Origin of the sequence: Serratia sp. MMO-28 (assembly GCF_037199905.1) — a bacterium.
Taxonomy (GTDB): Bacteria; Pseudomonadota; Gammaproteobacteria; order Enterobacterales; family Enterobacteriaceae; genus Chania; species Chania oryzae.
In genome coordinates this window covers 37831-60686 of record NZ_JBBCVB010000031.1, presented here as the reverse complement: position 1 = coordinate 60686, position 22856 = coordinate 37831, and the positions used below count along the sequence as shown (strand labels likewise).

Annotated in this window: 19 protein-coding genes; 2 read left to right on the top strand and 17 right to left on the bottom strand. The window is 52.8% G+C overall.

Annotated features, from left to right (window positions below):
- Nucleotides 1-207: hypothetical protein (locus WG891_RS22250; RefSeq protein WP_337264528.1), on the top strand; the 207-nt coding region annotated here is incomplete at its 5' end.
- Nucleotides 208-582: 375 nt separating this feature from the next.
- Here WG891_RS22250 and arcC read toward each other — a convergent pair.
- The 5 genes from arcC to ygeW all read right to left on the bottom strand — a co-directional run bounded on the left by arcC (nucleotide 583) and on the right by ygeW (nucleotide 6972).
- The gene (gene arcC / locus WG891_RS22245) at nucleotides 583-1515 is read right to left on the bottom strand and encodes a carbamate kinase (RefSeq protein ID WP_337264527.1); all 933 of its coding nucleotides are present in this window, start codon (nucleotides 1513-1515) and stop codon (nucleotides 583-585) included.
- A 66-nt stretch (nucleotides 1516-1581) separates the two neighbouring features.
- Nucleotides 1582-2982: a dihydropyrimidinase gene (gene hydA / locus WG891_RS22240; RefSeq protein WP_337264526.1), complete on the bottom strand. Its 1401-nt coding sequence runs from the start codon at nucleotides 2980-2982 to the stop codon at nucleotides 1582-1584.
- A 278-nt stretch (nucleotides 2983-3260) separates the two neighbouring features.
- Nucleotides 3261-4478 (bottom strand): YgeY family selenium metabolism-linked hydrolase, encoded by a 1218-nt coding sequence (locus WG891_RS22235; protein WP_337264525.1) that lies wholly within the window; start codon nucleotides 4476-4478, stop codon nucleotides 3261-3263.
- Between the two features lie 37 nt (nucleotides 4479-4515).
- Nucleotides 4516-5709 (bottom strand): diaminopropionate ammonia-lyase, encoded by a 1194-nt coding sequence (gene dpaL / locus WG891_RS22230; RefSeq protein WP_076942153.1) that lies wholly within the window; start codon nucleotides 5707-5709, stop codon nucleotides 4516-4518.
- A 75-nt stretch (nucleotides 5710-5784) separates the two neighbouring features.
- Nucleotides 5785-6972, bottom strand: a complete 1188-nt coding sequence (gene ygeW, locus WG891_RS22225; protein ID WP_337264524.1) for a knotted carbamoyltransferase YgeW — start codon at nucleotides 6970-6972, stop codon at nucleotides 5785-5787.
- A gap of 533 nt (nucleotides 6973-7505) precedes the next feature.
- On the opposite strand from ygeW, the gene WG891_RS22220 reads away from it, so the two are divergent.
- Nucleotides 7506-9284 (top strand): sigma 54-interacting transcriptional regulator, encoded by a 1779-nt coding sequence (locus tag WG891_RS22220; protein ID WP_443006259.1) that lies wholly within the window; start codon nucleotides 7506-7508, stop codon nucleotides 9282-9284.
- A 98-nt stretch (nucleotides 9285-9382) separates the two neighbouring features.
- Here the strand turns inward: WG891_RS22220 and WG891_RS22215 are convergent, their stop codons facing one another.
- From WG891_RS22215 to WG891_RS22160, 12 genes are all read right to left on the bottom strand, one after another.
- A complete protein-coding gene (locus WG891_RS22215; protein ID WP_076942155.1) occupies nucleotides 9383-9865 on the bottom strand; it encodes a hypothetical protein in 483 nt (160 codons plus the stop codon).
- Between the two features lie 5 nt (nucleotides 9866-9870).
- Nucleotides 9871-10596, bottom strand: a complete 726-nt coding sequence (locus WG891_RS22210) for a winged helix-turn-helix domain-containing protein (RefSeq protein ID WP_337264522.1) — start codon at nucleotides 10594-10596, stop codon at nucleotides 9871-9873.
- A 447-nt stretch (nucleotides 10597-11043) separates the two neighbouring features.
- Nucleotides 11044-11694 (bottom strand): response regulator transcription factor, encoded by a 651-nt coding sequence (locus WG891_RS22205; protein WP_076942157.1) that lies wholly within the window; start codon nucleotides 11692-11694, stop codon nucleotides 11044-11046.
- A 14-nt stretch (nucleotides 11695-11708) separates the two neighbouring features.
- Entirely contained in the window at nucleotides 11709-14978 is a 3270-nt protein-coding gene (locus tag WG891_RS22200) for a hybrid sensor histidine kinase/response regulator (RefSeq protein ID WP_337264521.1), read from the bottom strand.
- Between the two features lie 146 nt (nucleotides 14979-15124).
- On the bottom strand, nucleotides 15125-15619 hold the full coding sequence (locus WG891_RS22195; RefSeq protein WP_337264520.1) for a winged helix-turn-helix domain-containing protein: 495 nt from the start codon (nucleotides 15617-15619) through the stop codon (nucleotides 15125-15127).
- 111 nt (nucleotides 15620-15730) lie between these two features.
- Nucleotides 15731-16288, bottom strand: a complete 558-nt coding sequence (locus WG891_RS22190; protein WP_337264519.1) for a helix-turn-helix transcriptional regulator — start codon at nucleotides 16286-16288, stop codon at nucleotides 15731-15733.
- A 24-nt stretch (nucleotides 16289-16312) separates the two neighbouring features.
- Nucleotides 16313-17455 carry an adhesin gene (locus tag WG891_RS22185; protein WP_337264518.1) on the bottom strand — a complete coding sequence of 381 codons (1143 nt, stop codon included), beginning with the start codon at nucleotides 17453-17455 and terminating at the stop codon, nucleotides 16313-16315.
- A 43-nt stretch (nucleotides 17456-17498) separates the two neighbouring features.
- Nucleotides 17499-20087: a fimbria/pilus outer membrane usher protein gene (locus WG891_RS22180; RefSeq protein WP_337264517.1), complete on the bottom strand. Its 2589-nt coding sequence runs from the start codon at nucleotides 20085-20087 to the stop codon at nucleotides 17499-17501.
- Between the two features lie 43 nt (nucleotides 20088-20130).
- The gene (locus WG891_RS22175; RefSeq protein WP_337264516.1) at nucleotides 20131-20871 is read right to left on the bottom strand and encodes a fimbrial biogenesis chaperone; all 741 of its coding nucleotides are present in this window, start codon (nucleotides 20869-20871) and stop codon (nucleotides 20131-20133) included.
- A gap of 14 nt (nucleotides 20872-20885) precedes the next feature.
- On the bottom strand, nucleotides 20886-21581 hold the full coding sequence (locus WG891_RS22170) for a fimbrial biogenesis chaperone (RefSeq protein WP_337264515.1): 696 nt from the start codon (nucleotides 21579-21581) through the stop codon (nucleotides 20886-20888).
- A gap of 7 nt (nucleotides 21582-21588) precedes the next feature.
- Nucleotides 21589-22146, bottom strand: a complete 558-nt coding sequence (locus WG891_RS22165) for a fimbrial protein (protein ID WP_337264514.1) — start codon at nucleotides 22144-22146, stop codon at nucleotides 21589-21591.
- A complete protein-coding gene (locus WG891_RS22160; RefSeq protein WP_337264513.1) occupies nucleotides 22121-22837 on the bottom strand; it encodes a fimbrial biogenesis chaperone in 717 nt (238 codons plus the stop codon). Before WG891_RS22160 ends, WG891_RS22165 begins: the two co-directional genes overlap by 26 nt.
- Nucleotides 22838-22856 lie beyond the last annotated feature (19 nt).

Here is a 22856-nt window from a genome sequence, read left to right as displayed (position 1 = left end):
ACTTTCATTTGGACGCTCCTGCTGTTGAGATTAGACACTCAAATTGTGGCACATTGCGATGCCGTGGTAGGAGCGTCCATCTCATTATCCCTGCCTGTCTCGCCTGAACGCGCCGTCCATGGCGCGTTCGCCTATGCGCCGCGTCTCCGTTCTGCGCCTTCAATGGCGTTAACACCGGTGCCCACCTCACCGATTTCATCGCTTTAAGTTCTCTTGTCAACACCCATGTTAATGTTGCCCGGTGCTTACCGATTCGGGTGTTGACGTTGAGCGCATCATGGCCTGCTGAGCAAGACACCGTTGCCAGGGGCAACCGGCCATGGATGGCCGGTTGAGGCGATATGAACAGGGACGTGAATTGAGCCGATCCGCCCGGCGACGGAGGCGCAGCGAAGGCACCGCCTTGGGCCCTGCAATTGCCGTATTCTGGTGTTTCATGAGAGTGCATTCTATTTACGGCAATTCTCATTACACCAATCTTACATAGGCAAAAGAGTTATGTATTAAGAAACAGTCCAGAAGAAGTTGGTTAGCATTACCACCCAGCTATCAGTTCCGCTCCAATAGCCAAAGTTATAACCATTACTGGCTAATCACCGTCCCCGTCTTCCCTTCAATACCAAGCTGCGCCTTATCCAACACCGTAATTAATGCCTGACGCCCCGGTTTGGATTCGGCAAACGCCACCGCCGCTTCCACCTTCGGCAGCATCGAGCCTTTAGCAAAGTGCTCTTCCTCAATAAAACGCTGGGCATCAGCCACGCTCAACTGCTCCAGCCACTGTTGATTGGGTTTACCAAAATTAATCGCCACCTTTTCCACCGCGGTAAGAATGATCAACATATCGGCATCGATCATCTCAGCCAGTTTGGCGCTGGCCCAGTCTTTATCAATCACCGCGCTGGCCCCTTTCAAATGATTACCTTCACGTATTACCGGGATGCCGCCGCCACCGACGGTGATCACCACCTGCCCTGCGGCCATCATGGCGCGTACCGTCTCTTTCTCGACGATATCTACCGGCTGAGGCGATGCCACTACGCGACGATAGCCACGCCCGGCATCTTCTTTCATGTCGTAGCCATTTTGCATCAGCAGGCGAGCCTCAGCCGCGCTGAAGAAGGAGCCAATCGGTTTGGTTGGATTCTTGAAAGCCGGATCGTTGCCATCAACAATCACCTGAGTAATCAACGTGGCTACCGGTTTATCGATATGACGATCGAGCAGCTCTTCACGCAGGGCGTTTTGCAGATCGTAGCCAATATAGCCTTGGCTCAGTGCCACACACACCGACATAGGCAGCATCGGGGTATGGGCCTCGGTTTTCGCCGCCGCTTCAAACGCCAGGTTGATCATCCCCACCTGCGGGCCATTGCCGTGCGTGACCACCACCTGATGGCCGTGCTCAATGAGATCGACAATCGCTCGCGCGGTAGTTTTTACCGCCTGCATCTGCTCCGCCAGGCCTTCCCCCAAAGCGTTGCCCCCCAATGCCAGTACTATTTTCTTTTTCATGCTGATCCTCGTTGCGTAGCGCGATGTTTGATTCCTCTCCCCTGGGAGAGGGAATTGAATGGTCGGTTATCCCATCTTGGCGGTGATTTGGCTGTCAAAAGGCCGGCGGCGTAAGAACTGCCCATATCCCTGCTGCCCGGTAAATTCGCCGTTGCAGGCGACAATCTCACCCCGGCACAGCGTCAACACCAGCGCGCCTTGGCAGTGGAAGCCTTCATAAGGGGAATAATCGGCATTGTCATGCAGTTGACGGTGGTTAATTACCGTGGATTGGCGCGGATCAATCATCACCACATCGGCATCTGCACCAAGGTTAAGGTTGCCTTTGCGCGGCCACAGCCCAAACAGCCGTGCAGGATTACCGCTGGTGAGCGCCACAAAACGTGACGGTGAAATCCGCCCGCTCATCACACCGTGCGAAAACAGCAACAGCATGCGGTTTTCCACACCGGGTAAACCGTTCGGGCAGCGGGTGAAGTCCCCCGCCGCCAGCGCCAGACGCTGGTGATACGGGAAGCTGCAGTGATCGGTGGCTACCGTGTCAATCGAACCGTCGGCAATCCCTAACCATAGGCGATCCAGCTCCTGCTGGTTGCGCAGCGGCGGGCTAAGAATGTATTTCGCACCGTCTTCACGCAGGTAGCATTGCTCATTGAGCAGCAGGTACTGCGGGCAGGTTTCCACCCATACCGGCTGCTGGCGTTGACGTGCCAGGCGCAAATAGTCCAGCCCTAACCCATTGGATAAATGGACAATATACAGCGGTGCGTTGTCGGCCAGGCGCGCCAGATTAATCATCCGGCCTATCGCTTCGGCCTCACACTCCAGCGGGCGGCTCTGCGCATGGTGAATCGGCGCGGTTTTCCCGGCGGCCACCAGCGCTGCGCGGCGAAAGGCGATCGCGGCGTCGTTTTCCGGGTGCACCGTGGTCAGTGCCCCTACCCGCCGCAGCTGCCATAAAGCGCGCAGCACCTCGGCGTCGCTCACTTTGTAGTGGTAGGTCAGGTACAGCTTGAAGCTGCTGATCCCTTCGTCATGCACCATGCCTGCCATTTCGTCGAGAATGCCGTCATTAATATGTTGAATTACGCCATGAAAACCATAATCAATCACCGCATTACCGGCAGCATATTGATGGTAAAGATGAAGCTGATGGTGAAGGTTACAGCCCGCCGGGCCAAACCCCATATGATCGATAATAGTGGTAGTGCCACCGCAAGCGGCAGCGCGGGTGCCCGTGAAAAAGTCATCGCAACTACGGGCGATGCCGACATCGATATTAAAATGGGTGTGAACATCAATGCCGCCGGGCATTACGTAGCAGCCGGAGGCATCAATAATCTCGCAGTCAGCCCCTGGCTCAATGTTGGCTGCGCGCTGGCAAATGATACCATTCTCGATCAGCAGATCCTGAGCATATTGCCCGTCGCTATCTACCAGAATGCCGTTTTTAATCAGCCGCTTCATGTTGGCACCCTTGAAAAAATCACAACAATAGGTGAGAAAATATCCCGCTCTCCTAATAGGAAAAACCAGGAGAAAGGCTTTAGCTCGGTGTTCTGGGTTCCCCCTCACCCTAACCCTCTCCCACAGGGAGAGGGGACTGGTTCGCCGCACGGGTTAGCTGGGCATCAACATCCCCATAATCCTGAACCGTGCGCCCCCTCTCCCCGAGGGGCAGGGTGAGGGGCTTTGACTCGGCGCTCTGAGTTCCTCCCCCCTCCCTTAGGGTTAGGATTAGCTTGTTACTTTTCCAACTCTTCCAAGTAGGCCAACGGCACGGCGGCGTACATAGCTGCGCAGATCACCAGGTGCTCCTTCCAGGTTTTCTCATTCGGCGCATGGGCTTCCGGCTCTTTGCCAGGGCCAAAACCGACCACCGGAATACCGTGACGGCCCATAATCGACACGCCATTGGTGGAAAACGTCCACTTGTCCACCACCGGTTTTTTCTTGAACAATCCTTGATAGGCTTTGCTCAGGGTTTTAACCGTGATGTGATCCTCTTCCACTTTCCAGGTTGGGAAATAGCATTCGGTCGGATACACCAGGCCGGTGTAGGACGGGCGTTCATAGTCATACATCGATACCACCGCTTTCGCTGCCTGCACCGCCGGCAGCGCGCGGATCTCTTCCAGCGCCCCTTCCCAGGTTTCGCCCCAGGTCAGGCGGCGGTCGATCGATACCGCACAGCTATCGGCCACCGCGCAGCGGCTCGGGGAGGTGAAGAAAATCTCGGAAACGGTGAGCGTGCCTTTGCCGAGGAACTCATCGTTACCCAGGTTGCTGGCTAACTGCTGCAGTTCGTTGAGGATCGGCCCCATTTTGAAGATGGCGTTATCGCCGCGCTCCGGTGCCGAACCGTGGCAACTGATGCCTTGCACATCGATGCGGATCTCCATGCGCCCCCGCTGACCACGATAGATCTGGCAGTCGGTGGGTTCGGTGCTGATGACAAACTCCGGGCGAATCTTCGATTGTTCGATGATGTATTGCCAGCACAGGCCGTCGCAGTCTTCCTCTTGCACGGTACCGGTCACCAGCAGTGTGTATTGATCCTCCAGGCCCAGATCTTTGATGATCTTGCCCGCATAGACCATCGAGGCCATGCCGCCTTCCTGATCCGATGCGCCGCGGCCACCGATAATCTCGTCATTTTCCATGCCCTGATAAGGATCAAAGTTCCAGTTCTTGATATTGCCAATGCCGACGGTATCAATGTGTGCATCCATCGCAATCAGGTGCGGGCCGTGGCCGATATAGCCGAGGATGTTGCCCATCGGGTCAATTTCCACCCTGTCAAACCCCACCTTTTCCATTTCCCGCTTGATACACTGCACCACCAATTTTTCATCACAGCTTTCACTCGGGATCGCAATCATGTCCCGCAGGAAACGCGTCATTTCATCTTTGTATTGGTAGGCTTTCTCTAACACCATTTCAAAAGGAATTTGCTTTGCCATTGTGTTCTGTTCTCCAATCTTTTGACGACGGGTATTTTCAGACTGAATATTTCCCTTCCCATACCACTTCGCGATAATGCTTAACGTCGGTATCGCCTTCCGAACTGATCAGCAGCACCACCGACTGGCTATCCAAGCCAAGCCTCTTCATCAGTTGTGCGCGTTGCGGGTGATAATGCACGGCAGCCAGCACGCCGAGCCCGACTGCCCCAGACTCACCGGAGATAATGCGCGGATCGTTGCCCAACGGATTCCCCAGCACGCGCATGCCCAATGCCGCCACGCTGTCCTGACAGGAGATAAACTGTGTGGCGCAGTTGCGCAGCAGCGGCCAGCCCAACGGGTTCGGCTCCCCGCAGGCCAGGCCCGCCATGATGGTGGCCATATCACCGCCAACGTTGACGATTTCGCCTTTCTTACCGGAGCGATAAACGCAGTCCGCCAATTCCGGCTCCACGATCGCGGAATGCAGTTGTCTGGCACCAAACACCTCCGCCAGATAACCCAGCACCCCACCCGCCATCGCCCCTACCCCGGCTTGCAACAGCACATGGGTTGGCCGTTCAATCTGCATTTGCCGCATCTGTTCCACGGCTTCATCCGCCAGCGTGGCGTAGCCTTGCATAATCCAGGTCGGGATCTTGGTGTACCCCTCCCAGGCGGTGTCCTGCACCACTTCCCAGCCGCGCTCCTGCGCCGTTTTCATCGTCAGGCGCACGGTATCGTCGTAGTTCATGTCGGTGACAATACACTCGGCCCCCAGATTGAGGATGTGATCCACCCGCTCCTGCGCCGAGCCTTTTGGCATATACACCACCGCATGTTGCCCCAACTGCTGCGCCGCCCAGGCGACACCCCGGCCATGGTTGCCGTCGGTGGTGGTAGCAAAGGTCATTTTCCCGCTCAGCGTGGATTTGAATTTTTCGAAGGAAAACGCATTAATATCGATCTGATATTTTTCGCACAGTAACCGGGCGATGGCATAAGCGCCGCCAAGCATTTTGAAGGCGTTTAAGCCAAAGCGTTTGGACTCGTCTTTGACCAGGATTTTCTTTACGCCAAACAGATGTGCGAGTTCGTCCAGCGCACATAATGGCGTTGGCTGATACCCCGTGATTTTTTGATGAAACGCCCGCGCCTTCCGCGCTTCTGCCTGAGAGAATAGCGGCGAGGTTTCGCCGTTAAAATAACGGTTATCCTCGATATCCACTTTCAATGAAAAAACCGACATTGTTGTGATCTCCTTTGATCGCATTAGCCTTGCACTGCGCGGGAACACCCCTGGGTGTTCCCGGCCACAGAGAGGTTATTTAATGCGTCTTTCCGCTTCTTGCAGTAATTGCTCCAACGTCAGACCCGGGTTGGAGAATTTGCGCGCCATAATCATGGCGGCGATGATATAAGGCTTCCAACTGGCTTCCTTATAGGTGGCAATGCGGTATTTCTCGAACACGCTGGCGCTGACTTCCCCTTCGCTGCACGACACGTCGGTGATATCCGCAGGCAGGCAGTGCATGTACAGCGCTTCACCGCCCTTGGTCAGCTTCATCATCTCTTCGGTACAGTGCCAGTTCTTGTAATGCGCGTTCTGCGCCAGGCAATGTTGCTCCAAGGTTTTCAGGCCGGCGTGATCGTTGGCACGCAGCAGATCGGTGCGTTGTTCCATCACCTTGTACGGAGCCCAGGATTTCGGATAGACGATGTCGGCCCCCTGGAAAGCCTCGGCCATTGAGGTCACCTGCTGGAAACTGCCGCCAGAGGCCGCCGCGTTGTTTTTCGCTACCTCAATCACATCCGGGATCAGGTCGTAGCCTTCCGGGTGCGCCAGGGTGACTTTCATCCCAAAACGCGTCATCAGGCCGATAATGCCCTGCGGCACCGACAGCGGTTTGCCATAGCTCGGGGAATAAGCCCAGGTCATAGCGATCTTTTTACCTTTAAGCTTGTCCAGGCTGCCGAAGTGCTCCTGCAGCCAGGCCAGATCGGCCATCGCCTGCGTTGGGTGATCGATATCGCATTGCAGGTTAACCAGCGCTGGCCGCTGCGGCAGCACCCCTTTCTGGAAACCTTCATCCAGCGCCGCCCCGACTTCGCGCATGTAGGCGTTACCGGCCCCCAGGAACATGTCGTCACGGATCCCGATGGCATCGGCGCAGAATGAGATCATGTTCGCCGTTTCACGCACCGTTTCCCCGTGGGCGATCTGCGATTTGCCTTCGTCCAGATCCTGCTGGGCCAGGCCCAGCAGATTTAGGGCCGACGCGTAAGAAAAACGGGTGCGCGTGGAGTTATCACGGAAAATAGAAATACCTAAACCGCTGTTGAATACCTTGGTCGCGATATTTTCTGAGCGCATGGTTTTCAGCGCTTCAGCCAATTTAAGCACCAGTTCCAGCTCTTCGCGGCTCTGTTCCCACGTCAGTAAAAAGTCCTTCTGATGTAAGTTGGACTTTAATGCTTTTATGTCCTTAATTAACTGATTGACTGTTCTCATCTTTGCCCCTAAATAACCGATGGTTGACCCCAGAATGTCCGTTACGCTTTTTCAGCGTCTGTTATCAGGTAATCAATAAGCATGCCAAGAGATCCGGTAGCGTAGGAAACCACTACATAACATGACCTCGGTCACATAATCCGCTAGTTTCATCAAGGGATCTCAAACAGCGTTGCGGGTAAAGCGCTAATCTCAAGCGGCCATCGCAGGGGGATTTATAATTATCAGCCAATATCGCAACCCAAAATGATAGCAATTACCGCCGAGTATCATTTTGATAATAAAATGTGATGCTAATGGCACAATCTATACTCTAAATAATGAGAGCTGCAGGAAGGCGGCAAGCTTGAGACCCCCCAGGAGCCTAGATAACTCGTTGACTGGGCTGAGCAAGCGCAGCCAACGCACATGCAACTTGAAGGATGACGAATATATTTTATCTGAAGGATTAGCTTGATGATAATCAAATAACCATAAGCATTAATGTATTATCGTTTCTTTTTTCTATGATGAAAAAAGAGAGACTCTTGATGATAGCACCGGTAAATACTCAATCTGCGCTGATGCAGATCCAACCGACAATCTTGCGCTTCACCAAAATGCTCTCCAGCGTGCTGCTGCTGGAGGTCGAGATTGTCGATGCCAACCTGGTGCGAGTGGCAGGGACCGGCCCCTATGGCAAAAATTTTGGCAGAAAGCTCGGCAGCAACTCCGGCTTACTGAAACATGTTATTGATACTCAACAAGAAAAAATAGTCACCCACTCCCGTTTTGATCCGGTATGTGACGGATGCAGCAACAAAGACGAATGTCAGGAGAAGGCATTCCTCGGTATTCCGATTCTGTTCCAGCACACCTGCATTGGTGTGATCAGCCTGGTGGCCTTTAATTTGGAACAACAGCAGAGATTACGCGATAACCTGCAAGAGTTTTCTGACTACGTGCGCAATATATCCCATGTTTTCGTCTCCAATCTCTTAGAAACTCAGGGCAGCAACAGTGGGCTGAATAAAGTGCTGTTCAGCCTGATTGAAAATATGGACCAGGGGGTTTTAATTCTCAATGAGAAAAACCAGGTTAAATTCGCCAATGCAATGGCCTTGAAAGAATTTAATTTAGCGCAAGAAGAGATTATCGGTAAAACCTTTAATATCCACGCCCTGACCTTCCATCAGAATTACACCAGCGGGCATTTACAGCATATTGTTTCTTTCGATGACCGCCAGGAGATCATGATTGGCCAATTGCATCAAATCCAGGATCATCAACTGTTTTTGATGGCTTTTCATCAGTCGCACTCCTCGCTTAATGACCACGTCGGCCATAAAGATCCGCGTATTGAGCATTTGGCCGGGGAAAGCAAGCCGATGCGCTTGCTGAAGAATCTGATCACCCGTATCGCCCCCAGCCCTTCCAGCGTTCTGGTGGTGGGGGAAAGCGGCACCGGCAAAGAAGTAGTGGCACGTGCCATACACCGGCTGAGCAACCGCAGTGACAAGCCTTTTATCGCCATTAACTGTGCGGCAATCCCGGATCAACTGCTGGAAAGTGAACTCTTTGGCTACCTGAAAGGCTCATTTACCGGCGCTTCGGCCAATGGCAAGGTGGGGCTTATCCAGGCTGCCAATCAGGGCACGCTATTCTTGGATGAGATTGGCGATATGCCGCTGCTGCTGCAGGCAAAATTACTGCGCACGGTGGAGTCGCGCGAGGTGTTGCCGATTGGCTCCAGCAAGCCGATCCCGGTAGATATCCGCATCATTTCCGCGACCAACCAAAATCTGGAGCAATATATCGCCGAGGGGAAGTTCCGTGAGGATCTCTATTATCGCCTGAACGTGATCCCCCTTTCGCTGCCGCCGTTGCGCGAGCGTGAAGGGGACATTGAGCTGCTGGTTCACTATTTCCTCAGTTTGCACACCAAAAGAATCGGCATTATTTACCCCGGGATCTCAGCGGAAGTGCTCAAAATCTTGCGCCAGTATCGCTGGCCGGGCAACGTGCGTGAACTGAGTAATTTAATCGAATATCTGGTTAACGTGGTCCCCAGCGGTGAAATCATCGATACCTATCTGCTGCCACCCAACTTAACCCGCGGCCAGTATCTGCATCAGCCCCACACTTCTGCGGTGAGCAAAACCACCGAGATCTGTAGCAGCCAGGATACGTTAGGGCTGGAAAATATGGAAAAACGCATGATTGAGGAAGCACTCAGCCACCACGCCAACAAGAAGTTGGTGGCAGAAAAATTAGGCATCGGGATCGCGACGCTGTATCGCAAAATAAAGAAGTACGAACTGTCATCAAATTGATGACCCGAGAAACGAGGCTGAACTCCGCCCGCAGCACGCTGTTTGCCGGGCGAAGGTTCAGGAAGCCAATGGGGCAATGACGCGGCACCGTCTGGCTGCTAAATTCTCTTGGTATAGCAGACCACCACTGGGAAGATCATCTCGCTGAGTTCATAGCCGCCGTTGCCGACGGGAGTGATGGACATGTAAAAATCCTTTTTATTACCGAACATGATGTGATTAAACAGCTCACTTGGCGCACTGTTGGCGTTGGCGTAATCCTCTTCTTTGACTCGTTTAAAGTAATAAAACTCCCCCCGAGACTCGCGGCTATAGATAAAGTAAATCTTGCGATTGACATTGAAATCTACCCCATCTTTGGTGATCACACCGTTGACATCCAGAATCGCCATGCTGTTGCTTGTCAGAAGAAGGGAGGTATTGGCCTCTATCATGCTGTGATTTTTCGAACTTTCAAAATGAATCTCAGTATTACATTTAAAAAACCTGTCTTGAGTCTTGAAAATTATCAAATAGGCCAAACCCAACACCAGCAATAACAGGACGATGGCAAGAGAATAAATCCATTTTTTATTCTTCATACTGATTAAACCATTTTGATGCTGTAACAATAAGAGTAATAGCCATCACCACCATTGCGGCACAGAGAGAACATTTTAAATTCATTTTTACTTTGCTCTTTACCACTAAGATAGAAAAACACATCGTAATTATCATTGTCACAATCTATATCGTTATTTTTTATGGTGTCAATCACCGTTGAAACAATCTTCCCTCGTTTATTCTCAGGAACCTCTTGCAGGGTTCTCAATGCACATTGTTTGTAAGTATAAATTTTTTCAGCATTCGCAGAGATAAATAAATGATATATTTCATTACCATAGAGTGAAGATACCAATAAGAGTGATGCAACCAACAGTGCCGCGATGTATTTTTTGTTAATCTTAAAATGTCGATTTTTATCAACCTGAGTGCTGCTGGCTTCCTCAGGGATTTTGCTGTCACTCTCATCCTGGATCTCAATCCGGTAATTTTTATTGAGAATAAACCCTTTTTTAGGCAGTGTTTTAATCAGATCTTCCAAGCCTGCCAATTCCTCCAAATACTTTCTTAGCAAACTGATATGATTATTCAGGTTGTTATTTGATGCCTTTAATCCATGTTCTGACCATACCGTGTTCAATAAATGTTCTCGAGTGACGCCCGAACTGTGCGTCAACAATTCGGCAAACAGCCGGACAGAAATAGTGCTCATCTCTAATTTTTTGTCATTGTCTGCCGTTGATAACGTGCTCTCTTCCGTATCGAACATCAATGTTTCATTAATTATATACTTCATTTCTTCACCTATGATTTCATCAGGCGTAATAGCATTGGAGGGGCAGCTTAAAAAATATCTCTACACTGAGTCAGGTAATTGATGAAAAAGGCCATCGTGCAAGTTCTATTTGCAAACGCATAGTCTAACAGAAATTCTTTTTTATCAAGCACTCGCCCATCGGGGCCAGGTTAGAATGCAGATAAAAAAAGCAATTAAAATATTAAAAAATTCATATAAAAAATAATAAAACATCGCCATCTAAAATAGCCAAAGCGGAGAGCAAAATGAATAAATAAAAAAAACTATTAGCCTCGCCAATGTCAGAACTTAAATCTATTTAATGCTACAGGAATGGATAGATCGGCTAAAATTCAGCGATAGACGAAAAAAGCGCCGTAGGTGGATGTCGGCACGCTGGCGATCCACTTGCCTAAGTCCTCAGTCAAAAATATGGTTGCCGACGCAGAAGCGGATCAGTTCCTGATTACTTTCCACGTTCAGCTTACGCATAGCCGAATTCTTCTGCAGGCTCACCGTTTTAGCACTGCGATTAAGCCGTTCGGCGATATGCGCGATCGACTCCCCTTCCACGAAATAACGCAGCACTTCAAACTCTCTGGGAGACAAACTATTAATACGCTGCTGCAGAAATACCTCACGCTCGTCACGGCGACCGGCGCTCTGAAATGAAGCCGGATAATAGCGCGTGTTAGCACGCAAGGCGCGCAAAGCGGAGTGCACCTCGCTGAGGGGATCCTGCTTGAATACCACCCCTGCCACTCCGGCGTCGTACAGTGCGGATACGATCATCGGGTTGGAGATCATCGTCAAAACCAGCAGTTTCACCTGTGGGAAAGTGCGAATCAGAAAGTCGACGAAGCGCAGGCCATCTTTATACACTTCATCATTAGGCATGTTGTAGTCGGTAATAATCACATCCGGCGGGCTGGCTTTAACATAGCTCACCAATTCTGAGGTGGCGGAAAAGGTGGCGACCACTTCAATATTGGGGCTATGTTCCAGAAAATCTTTCAGCCCGGCCAAGACTACCTGATGATCGTCCATCAGAACTACGCGTAGTTTTTCCATGGTGTTATCCCCTGTTATGCGGTTGATTCAATGCTGGCCAGAAACTGGCGCAGCTCAACCATAATAGCGGCCAAACCGGCTTTCCCCTGCTCGTCCAGACCGTGCGCTTGTATATGTACTTCTAACACCTCCATGCTGGCCGCCAACTCGCGGCGCTGCACCAGAACCAGCGCCCCACGCATGCGATGCAAGGCGTTCTCGGCTCTGTCGGCTTCACCTTGCGCCAACCCCTGCGCCAATTGGTTCAGGTCATCCGTCATACTTTTGAGGAAAATATCGCGATGTTTATCGAGTACGTTAGGCTCGAGCCGTTCGAAATGGTCGTTAACTTCTCCAGCAGGCGGCAATTGGCCTGCAGGCATAAACTTGCGCAGAATATCTGCCAGCGTGCGCAGCTCAATCGGCTTCACCAGCCAGGCATTCATACCGGCCTCAACGCAGCGTTGCTCCTCATCCCGCATTGCGTTGGCCGTCACGCCAATAATAGGCATCGTAATGCCTTCACTGCGCAACCTGCGAGCCAGCTCATAACCATTCAGATAAGGCATATTCACGTCGGTCAGCAGCAGATCCTGAGGCGCGCTGTCCCACAGCGCCAGCGCCTCCTCACCATCATCCGCTAACGTCACCTCACAGCCTAACAGCTCGAGTTGCCCCTGCAGCGTGATCTGATTGAGCGGATTATCTTCAGCAACCAGCACCCGAGCCTTAAATTGCGGTAACACCGCCTCGCACCGTTCGTTGATCAGTTGCCCATGCAGCAGGCTATCGATGCCAAAACCAATGCTGCTCAGGCTGTAAGCATCGATAGCAGAATAATTCGCCACCTCACCCGACAAAGAAATCGCCAAGGTGCGCCCGGGCCATTCGATGACAGCACGTTGCCGCTGCGCCTGCATATCCAACAGAATATCGTGCTCATGGCCCAGCGGCTCAGGCGTGGTGAACGCTGAGGCCTGCGCGCCCCAGCGCCGTAGCCAAGCACAGAGATTATCGGTCAGTTCTGGATGCGGAGTTCGCACCCAGACGGTAGCACCTTGCAGTTGCGGTTCGGCTATTGTGGGGTGAGCGGCCACGGGCAGAACCAGCGTCAGATAAAATTGGCTGCCGCGCTGCGGTTGGCTGTGGAGCTGAATTTCTGCCCCCATCAGGCCTGCCAGCCGCTTGCAGATAGATAATCCCAAGCCAGCGCCCCCCAGGGTGCTGCGGTTGGCATCGGCCAGATAGAACGGGGTAAACAGTTTCTCCTGCTGCGCTGAGCTGATGCCAACCCCGCTATCACACACCTCCAACCGCAGGTGGGTTTCGGCCGAGGAGCCTGCAACCTGGTGGAGCCGCACGATCACCTGACCAGACTCGGTAAATTTGATCGCATTATTGATAAGGTTGTTCAGAATCTGCCGGATGCGCACCGGATCGCCCACCACCCATTCGGGGATTTCGGGGCCGACCACCGAGAACAACAGCAAGCCTTTGCGATAAGCCATGGCCGCAAAGGTGCCGGTCGCGCTCTGTAGCAATTCACGCGGGTTGAACTCAACCTTCTCCAGTTGCAGTTGCCCCGCCTCAATCTTACTGATATCCAGAATATCGCTGATTAATTGCAGCAACATTTGTGAGGCATCGTTGATCCGATCGACATACTGGCGCTGCTGACGATCCAGTTGCGTCATGGACAACAGTTCCAGCGTGCCGAGCGCGCCATACAGCGGCGTGCGTATTTCGTGGCTCATGGTCGCCAGGAAGGTCGATTTGGCCTCACTGGCCTCATCTGCGGCTGATTTGGCGCGCGCGAGTTGACGCTCGATTTCCGCATGGGCGCTGACGTCAGCAAACACACACAAAATCACATCACGCTGCATATAACGCGTTGGCGCGTAGGCGACATACAGGGTTTTTCCACCGGCCACCGCCAGTTGTTCAATGGCACCAGCGTGCTGTGCGGGCAGCACCTGGCTCAACAAGGTAGTGGTGGCAGGCGCAGGCGGCAAGCGTTGGCCGGCACTAGCCCCTAACCAATCCAGCGCCAGTGCGTTACCGAATACCAGATGGCCGTCAGAACGGGCGATCAGGCATACTGCCACCGGCGCCGTCTGTATCAAGGTTCGGTTAAAAGCCTCGCTTTCGAGAAGCTCACGCTGGGCTTCTTGTGCCGGGGCGATCACGCGGCGGTTGTACCAGCGCGTATACGCCAAGCCGCCAAATACGCTGCCCAGCAGCAGCAACAGCACCCCGAGCGGTAGCCACAGATTATCCTGGAAGAAGCTGGCATAGCTGACATAGTAGTACCCTGTCCACTTACCGTTCAGCTCCACAATTTTGAACACCACGCCATTCAGGGTGTAGTGCAACCCCTGTTGTTCAACATCCGGGGCTGGCTCCTGCCCCATCAGCAAGCCATACTCTTGATGGCTCAGCCACACCTGATCGAAACGCTGCAACCAGAATGCGTTTTTCGGTGCCGGATTGACGCTGCGTTCCAACACCCCGAAACGCTCGCGGCTGAATAAGGTAGCGGCGTAAATACAGGTGGTCGGGCGTTTGCGTGTTCCTTTCCAGATACTGGGGGGGAACCCGGCCGGAATCAACCCAATCATTTGATTCGGTAACGCCGTTTCACGGAACCAGATCACATTCCCAACGGCAGGCTTATCCCCGCTCTGTTGCTGGCAATCGTTCATCGCCGCTCTGTTATGCAAGCGCTCGCGCACGGCATCCGTCACCGCCCGGTAAGTTTGCATATTGCTAGGTTCATAACCGGCGCCAACGTTTACCGCAGGCACGCTGACGCTGATCCCATTGCCTTCATTAACGAAGAATACGGCGGCGGCTGGAAAGTAGGACGCCGCCCAAAATGACGAGTAAAAATCGGCGAGATAGCTCCCCAACGAAAACAGCATGCCGGGAGCGTTGGGGCAGTCGGCCTGTTTTTCGCAAAAGAGCGAAAAAGGCATGTTAACGGGGGATTCTCGGCCAGCAAACAACCGGCCGCCCCACTCGGACGAGGTGGTGACTTCCCGAAAGTTATTTACCCGGGGAATTGGCAGATAAGAGAGTTGCTCATTTTGGCTGCGCAACCGGCGCAGGAATATCTCTTGTTCATGGATATACCCCACCAGCGTTGAGAAATCGAGAGTGAATCGGCCACGCTCCTGGTTGATGATGCGCTGAGTGCCCCAATACAGGCCTGCGGTCAGGATCACCGCCAGCGTAACAAGGGCAAACAGCACCTTGTTTTGCCTGCGCGACGTATGCGTAATCTTACCGAAAGGTGTTTCCTGCATGGGATACGGCCACCTGTCAAAAGGGTTAACCAACTCAAAAGGTTGCCAGTTCCGCTCTCTGATACACCTTTACCAGGAGCGAGATAGCACAACCACAAGCGATTCACTGTCATCCACCGGTGCCATAACGTAGCGCTGTTTGGCGCTCAGCACAGCCCGAAAATAGAATAATGATCGTGACACACCACATAGCCTAGCAGTGAAGTCAGAATAACCACCATGATTGAGAGCAACCATAAAGCCACTGGGTAACTCTCCACCTGACCGTCCTTTGCCAACCTCATACGAGACGTCTTCGTCGCCGGCTCATCTATGCTGTTAATCGTATACCTTTTGTTAACCATAAACCCTTTTTTGGGCAGCGTAATGATCAGATCGTCAAAATCTATGATACTGGAAATACTTTTTCTCAATAGGCTGATGTGATTATTGAGATTGTTATTTGATGGCCTTAAACCGTGATCCGACCATACGGTATCCAGCAGGTATTCACGATCGACCCCGGCAATATTTTCGAGCATTGCCTCCAGTAGGCGAGCCGAGACTGCCCCAATCTCTACGCATTTCTCTGGTGATTCTTTTAAATACAGCGCTCTTTCATCGCAATCAAATACTAATTTCTCATTAATGATATACTTCATACTATTCTACAACTACAATAAATTGGAATGATAAAACCCAAGCAATACATAACCTATTTGCCATAGGGAAGCAGAAAGTCACAGAGTGAAACTGGCAGTTCGAAGCTGAATTTATTCCTCATGACCTGAGTTGGCGATTAGCCAACATCTAAAATCACCTTTGTGTTTAAAGTTGTATTTTGTCATGGCTTTTACCTTGTGTGCACTCACCGTTTTTTGATGAATACCCAGCAAACGTCCAATTTGAATATTGGTGTAACCGTTGGAGTAATAGGCCAGCACCGTTTTTTCCCGCTGCGTCAGTTCCATCGTTGATTCGACATAAGGCCGAACCGCCGATGGTACATACGCTGTATCAATCTGCGCGAGAACAGCGCTGGCAGAATGGTGCCGCGGGATACTTTCCAGGTTCTCACCACCCTCCGCACTCATTATCCCTGAGTCTGATTGAATCATAAATATCGTATCCGCATTGATCATGGTTTTAACATAGCGATAGTGCGCCAATTTCTCAGCATCCACAAAAGCCATAAAATAACGCGTGTGCGGATTTATGATTTTATCAAACTCAACGGTAATGGCTTTTTCTTTAAAGTAATCAGTCAATAAATACTGCAACCCTAGCGTGAAATATTTATCATCATCCGCTATAAGTATTTTTATTTTCATCAAACAAGCTCCGTCATCAATAAATCAATTAAATGTCACTAACATTTCGGCAGAGGCGCTCACATTGCCGGTTGGCAAATCACTGCCCCCTGAGCACAAACGCCAGGTGATCTGGTTAGTGGTATTGTTGGTGGATTGCACACTGGTAATATTGCCCACTTTGAGTTGGGTATTATCAAATGGCACGCCGCTGGTAGCAGAGCAACTGCCACTGCCGGTGACGCCACCGCTGATTTCACCGGTAATATAGCCGCCGCCCTGGCTGAGTGCTAAACGGCTCGGCGTACTGCCATACAGGCCGGTTAGCGCTCTGAATTGCACGTTGATATTGGCATTAATTCCCCTTGAACTGTCTTGCGAACACTGGGTCGTCAACGTATTGGTCTTTGAGCCCAACTCAGCGCCGCTCTGGGTAATTTTAGCGACGGCACCAAAATCAATCTGCACCGGCGTATTCACCGTGCACTCCAAGGTCGAAATACGTAAAGAGATATTACTGGGTAAAATCAGTTGGTTTAAAATAGCTGTAGGTGTTTGTGTCCAAAAAGATGAGTAAAAAGGTAATGTGATATTGTTTTGGCTGGTTTGCGTACCGTCCGCCACCATCACCCAGCTTCCCGTTGCGGTTGCGCTTATCGTGCTGCCGATTTTGTAAAAGTTAATTACCTCAGTCATTCTGGGGGCTAAGCACCAGGCATAACCAGGAGGGCTAGTGATTGAATTCCCACCCGGTGATATGCTTCCCTTTGTGTTTGGCAACCCAATCGTACCGGTGAGTGTCTCTGACGAGCCATCAGCCAGCACATAGCTAACATTGATATTCGCTCTAGGGAGTAACCCGACACCAGGTGCAATTTTAATAACTTGATACCCAGCAATCGTCGTTAAATCGCTACTGGATTGGCAATCAAGCGAATTATTCAACGCTGAAATATACGCCAAGGGACGGCTAGAGTTATTATTAGTTTGAGGATTAGGCGTGCCCACGATGCCATTATTAGTCACATTAAACGGCATGCCCTCCCACACAATGCCACTACCTTTACCTATTGTGATAGTAGTAACAGCGTATGCTGATTGCCCCTGCGCTAATAGTGACGCCAGCAGGCACAAGCCCGTAACGTTGTGCTGCACAATACGCCATAGCGTTTGAGCTGTCTTTTTCATTGAGTCTCTTCTCCTACCAAGTTGCTTTGCTGTCATCACTGCGCTACCGACTCGTTTCACAGCGCGCCGTTAACTGGCGCACCGGGTTGCCCGCCGCAGGGGGGGCACTCTCAACAAAGCTGAACGCGGCACGGCATTGCTGACTGGCTTCTTTGCCCCATTTCGCCGTCAACTGGCCTTTTTCCGGCAACCCGCTCAGATACACCTGCCCTGCGTCGCCAACAATGCCAGTGTTGTGTTCACCTGCGGGCGTGCCCTCCACCGTGACCAACGCGCCAAACGGGATGCGGGTTTCACCCTGTTGTAACGTCACCAATGCCTGATAACCGACGCGCGTATCAAACCTGGCCATCACTACCGCCCCCTTAGTTGGGTAAACGTTGCGGCTGGACTGTGTCACCTCTACGTCATCCGGCAAGGTGGCCGGGTTCAGGCTGATACTGTTGTTCTGGTAGTTCGACAAATAGGGCACCAGAGCATAACCGCGGCTATCGGTGCGCACGTTGCCGTTCATTACGCTGGTGTCCTTAGCACCCGGCGCGCTGACGACAGCCACCGAATTGCCCAACATTTGCCCCAGCGTCACGCCTTCTGGATGCACGACAACGCCACCGTTAGCGCTGAGGTTAAGTGAGCGAAATGCGCCGCCGTAGCTATACCCCATGTTTACCTGCCCCTTGCTGCCCTGATAACCCGCGTTCAAGGTGCCGTTATCACTGCTCTTGCCGTTCGACCATCCCTGCATGGCGCTGTAAGAAAGACGCTCATCCAGGGCATTACCACTGATGCCGACCTGCTGTTGCACCTCCCCCTGATTGGTATGGGTCATTTGGTAGTTGGCATAGTTGCGGCTCAGCGCCTGGCTTGAGCTGAACAAGCTAAAGGGAACCTGCATATTCAGCGATAGCTGGCGGTTCTCAGGCCAACTGCCGTCACCCTTAATGTGGTCAATGCTGTAGGCCAGCCCATAGCTCACGCCACGAAAGCTGCCGTTGTAACCGGCAGACAGAGTGTTGTTCACGCGATCGCTGCCCCAGTAGTCGTTACGTGACGCCGACAGATACAGCGCTCCCCATGAGCCTAACTGCTGGCTGATGCGCATCTGAAAATCAGAGCGCTGGCGATCCAGCAACCACGGCATCTGCCCGTCATTCAGTTGAAAGCCTTGGTTGTTAAAATCCGCAAAACTGTAGTAATTACGGGTGGAGTAGCGGTAAGCGGTGAGATCCACCGAGGTTCCGGTACTCAACAGGCTTTTGGCATAGCGCACCCGATAGGAGGCCCCCTGCTGCCGACCCGCCTGCCCCCCCAACTGGCTGCTGGAGAAGGTCACATCCGCCGATAAGGCACCCCACTCACCCAGCGAAAAACCGCTCCCTGCCACCAGCGAGGCGTAGTCTTGTGCGATCAGCCCGCCGCCATACAGGGTAACGTCATGGGGCAAGCCGTACATCAAGGTGCCCAGCCCAAAGCTCGCCTCCCGTGATGCTTGTGTAAACCCGCCGTTGTAACGCCCGGTGGTGAGCTCATATTTGAATGCACCAGGGCGCTGCATCACCGGGAGCGAAGAGAACGCCAGCGTTTGGGTACGCACGCTGCCATCTGCTTCGCTAATGGTCACCGTCAGATCGCCACCCTGCCCACTCTGATACAGATCGTCGATGCGAAACGGCCCCGGCGCGACATAGGTTTGATACACCACGTTGCCGTTCTGGCTAATGGTGATCCGGGCGTTAGTCTGGGCAATCCCCGAAACAACCGGTGCAAAACCGCGCAGGCTGCTAGGCAGCATCTCTTCGCTGGAGTTCAGCTTGACGCCACGAAAGGGAATGCTGTCAAACACCTCATTGCCCGTGCTGCTTTCACCTGCCAGTATCTCTGAACGCCAGGCGCGGATATCGCGCTGTAAATAGGTATGCGTAAAGCGGGTGCTCTGCGTCGTGGGGGCAGATGAATCACCACTGCTCTGGTTGCGTACATACGTCATATCGCTGCGCAAGCGCCATGCCTGCCAGTTCAGCCCCCCGCGCAAGCTGGCAAACAGGTTGGTCTGTTCGCTGCTGCTCATCTCCGCCTGAGCACTTTGCCGGCTGCGGCTGCCGTTCAGGCTGTAATTCATCAGAATGGCTGGCACCCCATCGTCCCACTGCGCCGGATCAACCGAACCTCTGGCGTTCTGCTGCATCGCGATCTGCGGAATACTGAGATCCAACCGCAGTTGGGCTAAGTCAAAATGCACCTGAGCCTCAGGAATCAGCATCGTCAGATCGTTAACCGCGACTTCTTCCGGCAAGCCCTTAAACTGTGGCAAAGCCGTTGTATTGACGCCTAACTGGTGCAGAAGCGCGGGCGTCAGCTCAGGCTGCACCTCTCCATGCGCATTCTTTTTAAACACCAGGGTATGTGGCCCCTGATCGGCCTGATTCACCCACAGCGAAACCAGATAACTCCCCTCAGGTACGCGACCGGCAGTTTCGTAAGAGCTCAGATCGGCGGTCACGGCTTGATCCCCAGCCAAAGCCAGTAAGGCGGGATCAAAATAGTCACGCGCCGAAGCAGGTAATGTGCCCGTCAGCAATAAAGCCCCTGTCAGCACCGGGGAAATCGCTGAGTTATTAAGACGTCTCTTCATTATTGTTTTGTCCATTTGATGTCCGTCCTGAATAACCCCAAAATTACAGAGTCTGTTGCTGAACAGGGGTATCCCAGCCGTCTTCATCAATTAATTGCCACGCCACCTTGCCGTTGGCCCCCGTAGGTAGCGCATAGCGCTGTTGCCCTTTAGGCGGCACCATCAGGCGCAGAGCAGGTTTACCCAGTTCCACATTGCCGACCTTCAGTTGCGAAAAGGTGAGCCAATAGGGCGTTGGGTTATTGGCGATCAAGGTGTCGCCTTCGCGGTGAAACTGCAGCTGTGAGGCCACATCCGCTACCGCATGCTTAGCCAAGCCCGCAGGGCGGTAGAACAGTTTCATGTTGCTGACTACCGTAAGTGCCATCTGGCCGGAATCCCCCGGTTCAGTAGCCTCCTTTTTTGCCGGAACCGCCTTCATCGAGATAAAGAATACCGACTCCCGATCGGTGGGCAGTGGCTCACCATTGCGCCGTATGCGCAGCGTCAGTTCGCTATTGGCCTCCAACCGCGCCAAGGGCGGTGTAACAATAAAAGGCATCTTCTGTTGCCCGCTGTAGTTCAGATCGACATCACCGGTATTGGGATCGACCGGCCGGATCCAGGACTGCATCAGGTACGGTGCCGCACTCTTGTTATTGACGGTTAACGTCACGCCTTTCTGATCGCTTTCCGAGTAAATCACCCGCAGCACGTAAAAAGAGAGGCCGGTTGATTCCGGCGCGGCAGCCAGTGCCGACAGGCTGCACAGGAGCAGCATGGCTGCTTGAATTACACGTTTCATGATGGTTGTTCCTGTTAAGCCGACAACGCGTACTGACAGGGAGCCGATAAGCCACCGAAATCGTTAATGGCTTGCCAATGCACCTGCTTGACCCGTTTGCTTGCCGGGTAAATCTCACTGCTCAGCGGCGCAATCATTGCCGGCTGTGCGTCTAAATCCACGGCGCTTTGGTCAAACGTCAAAGCCCCGAATGAGAGAAAATAGGGCGTTGGGTTCTCAATACGTATCCCCTGCGCCGTTGGGGTTATTTTCAGTTGGCAATAGGCCTTCTCGGCTGCGATCTTCAACCCTGCCGGGCGGTAGAACAGCTTGATGACAAACTGAAACCCCATTGATAAACGTGCTTCTTGTTCCACTGGTGCGGACTGTGCCGGGATAGCCGACACCGCAAGATAAAACAGCGACTCACGATCGGTTGGCAGCGCCTGATCCTGCTTAAGAATGCGCAGCAGTTGGCTGCTCTCTGCCCCCAGTGGAAACAGCGGCGGCGTCACCACAAAAGGAGCCGCGCTGGCACTGTTCGGATCCCGCTGCACGCGGCTTTGAATCAGGTAATTTTTCGCCCCGGTATTTTTTACTTTGATGGTTTGGGCTTTATCCTCGGATGAAAAAATCACCCGCGTCTGACTTAAACTGACACCGTCGCTCGCGGCTCCCGCAGAAAAAACCATTAACAACAGCGTGGTCAGTAAACCTTGTACGAATGTCATAACCCCTTCACCGATAAGCAAAAATGAACATCACGTTGGCCGTCAACGCCCCCGGTTTCACCGTGGCACAACCGGTACTACCACCACAGCTGACGCCAGCAAAAAACGGCAGTTCCTGGCTGTTCGGGCTCTGCCCCACGCCTGCCAGCGGTAAAATGGCGTTGGACTTCATCTCTGTCGCCGCATAGGCCGGTGCAGTAGCACTCTGTACCAGCATCACTCCCGCCCCCCCCGCCGTAGAATCGCTGCTGCGAAATAGCCACTTACCGTCTTGACTAGCCCCCGCCCCAGTAATCTCAATCACCGGTTGCTGCAAGCCGCTGGAAACTGGGCTGCAATCGGCTCTGAGGCTAAACGGCTGCAGGTTAACCAAGGCACCGCTGCGCAAACTGGTCTGCGGCACCTCTCCCAGGGACAGCACGCTTTTGTCCAGGCTCAGCGAACAGGTTTCTTGCACAATCGACGCAGAAAAATTCAATGTCACCGCCTGTGCCGCCAAGCTGCCCAGGCTCAGGCTCAGGATCAGTAAAAACAGCGCCTTAAGGGAGAACCTGTTTAAATGCATCGACGCCTCCCTGATCGTTAATCGTCTGCCATTCAATGGTTCCTTTTCTTACCTGGGTGGAATAGGTATGAGAACCAAATGGCGCAATCATCAACGCCGCAGCAGAATCCAGCTTCAGCGCCTGCCCACCAAATTTGATACCGGCCAGGCTGACAAAATAGGGGGACGGGTTGTTAACCTGCAGCCCATCGTTGACCCGTGAGAATTTCAGGCCTTTCTGCGCCTCGGCGGAGGTTGATGGCAAACCTTCCGGGCGATAAAACATTTTGATGATGTTGCCGACGCCAAACTGCACCGCCGCCTGTACGCCCGTGTTCGGCTGCTTGGCGGTTGGTGCCTGGCTCGCCGGTATCGCCGTAGCGTGAAAATAAAATACGGACTCGCGATCCTGCGGCAAGGCGCTGCCATTACCGGCAATGCGGATCTGGTTCACGCTCTTGGGTTCCAAGCGAAAAATAGGCGGTGTCACCATAAAAGGCGTTGCTTCACGGCTGTCAGGGCTCTTGCTGAGAGCAGCCTGAACCAGATAAGGCATCACCGGTTGTGTATTACGTACCGAGACAGAAATACTGTCCGCCCCCTGCGGGTAAATCAGACGGGTAGCATTGATACCAAAGCCATCCGCCATGGCGGCTGATGAACAAGACAGCAGCGCCATCGTCGTGAGAAAAAACAGGTTTAGGCGCTTCATGAATAGGCTCCTGAGGGTT

Coding starts and splice junctions, on each gene's coding strand:
- dpaL (WP_076942153.1), bottom strand. CDS start 5,709: ATGTCGGTTTTTTCATTGAAAGTGGATATCGAGGATAACCGTTATTTT.
- WG891_RS22165 (WP_337264514.1), bottom strand. CDS start 22,146: ATGCATTTAAACAGGTTCTCCCTTAAGGCGCTGTTTTTACTGATCCTG.
- WG891_RS22210 (WP_337264522.1), bottom strand. CDS start 10,596: ATGTTCGATACGGAAGAGAGCACGTTATCAACGGCAGACAATGACAAA.
- WG891_RS22190 (WP_337264519.1), bottom strand. CDS start 16,288: ATGAAAATAAAAATACTTATAGCGGATGATGATAAATATTTCACGCTA.
- arcC (WP_337264527.1), bottom strand. CDS start 1,515: ATGAAAAAGAAAATAGTACTGGCATTGGGGGGCAACGCTTTGGGGGAA.
- WG891_RS22215 (WP_076942155.1), bottom strand. CDS start 9,865: ATGAAGAATAAAAAATGGATTTATTCTCTTGCCATCGTCCTGTTATTG.
- ygeW (WP_337264524.1), bottom strand. CDS start 6,972: ATGAGAACAGTCAATCAGTTAATTAAGGACATAAAAGCATTAAAGTCC.
- WG891_RS22180 (WP_337264517.1), bottom strand. CDS start 20,087: ATGAAGAGACGTCTTAATAACTCAGCGATTTCCCCGGTGCTGACAGGG.
- WG891_RS22185 (WP_337264518.1), bottom strand. CDS start 17,455: ATGAAAAAGACAGCTCAAACGCTATGGCGTATTGTGCAGCACAACGTT.
- WG891_RS22200 (WP_337264521.1), bottom strand. CDS start 14,978: ATGCAGGAAACACCTTTCGGTAAGATTACGCATACGTCGCGCAGGCAA.
- WG891_RS22195 (WP_337264520.1), bottom strand. CDS start 15,619: ATGAAGTATATCATTAATGAGAAATTAGTATTTGATTGCGATGAAAGA.
- hydA (WP_337264526.1), bottom strand. CDS start 2,982: ATGAAGCGGCTGATTAAAAACGGCATTCTGGTAGATAGCGACGGGCAA.
- WG891_RS22160 (WP_337264513.1), bottom strand. CDS start 22,837: ATGAAGCGCCTAAACCTGTTTTTTCTCACGACGATGGCGCTGCTGTCT.
- WG891_RS22205 (WP_076942157.1), bottom strand. CDS start 11,694: ATGGAAAAACTACGCGTAGTTCTGATGGACGATCATCAGGTAGTCTTG.
- WG891_RS22175 (WP_337264516.1), bottom strand. CDS start 20,871: ATGAAACGTGTAATTCAAGCAGCCATGCTGCTCCTGTGCAGCCTGTCG.
- WG891_RS22170 (WP_337264515.1), bottom strand. CDS start 21,581: ATGACATTCGTACAAGGTTTACTGACCACGCTGTTGTTAATGGTTTTT.
- WG891_RS22235 (WP_337264525.1), bottom strand. CDS start 4,478: ATGGCAAAGCAAATTCCTTTTGAAATGGTGTTAGAGAAAGCCTACCAA.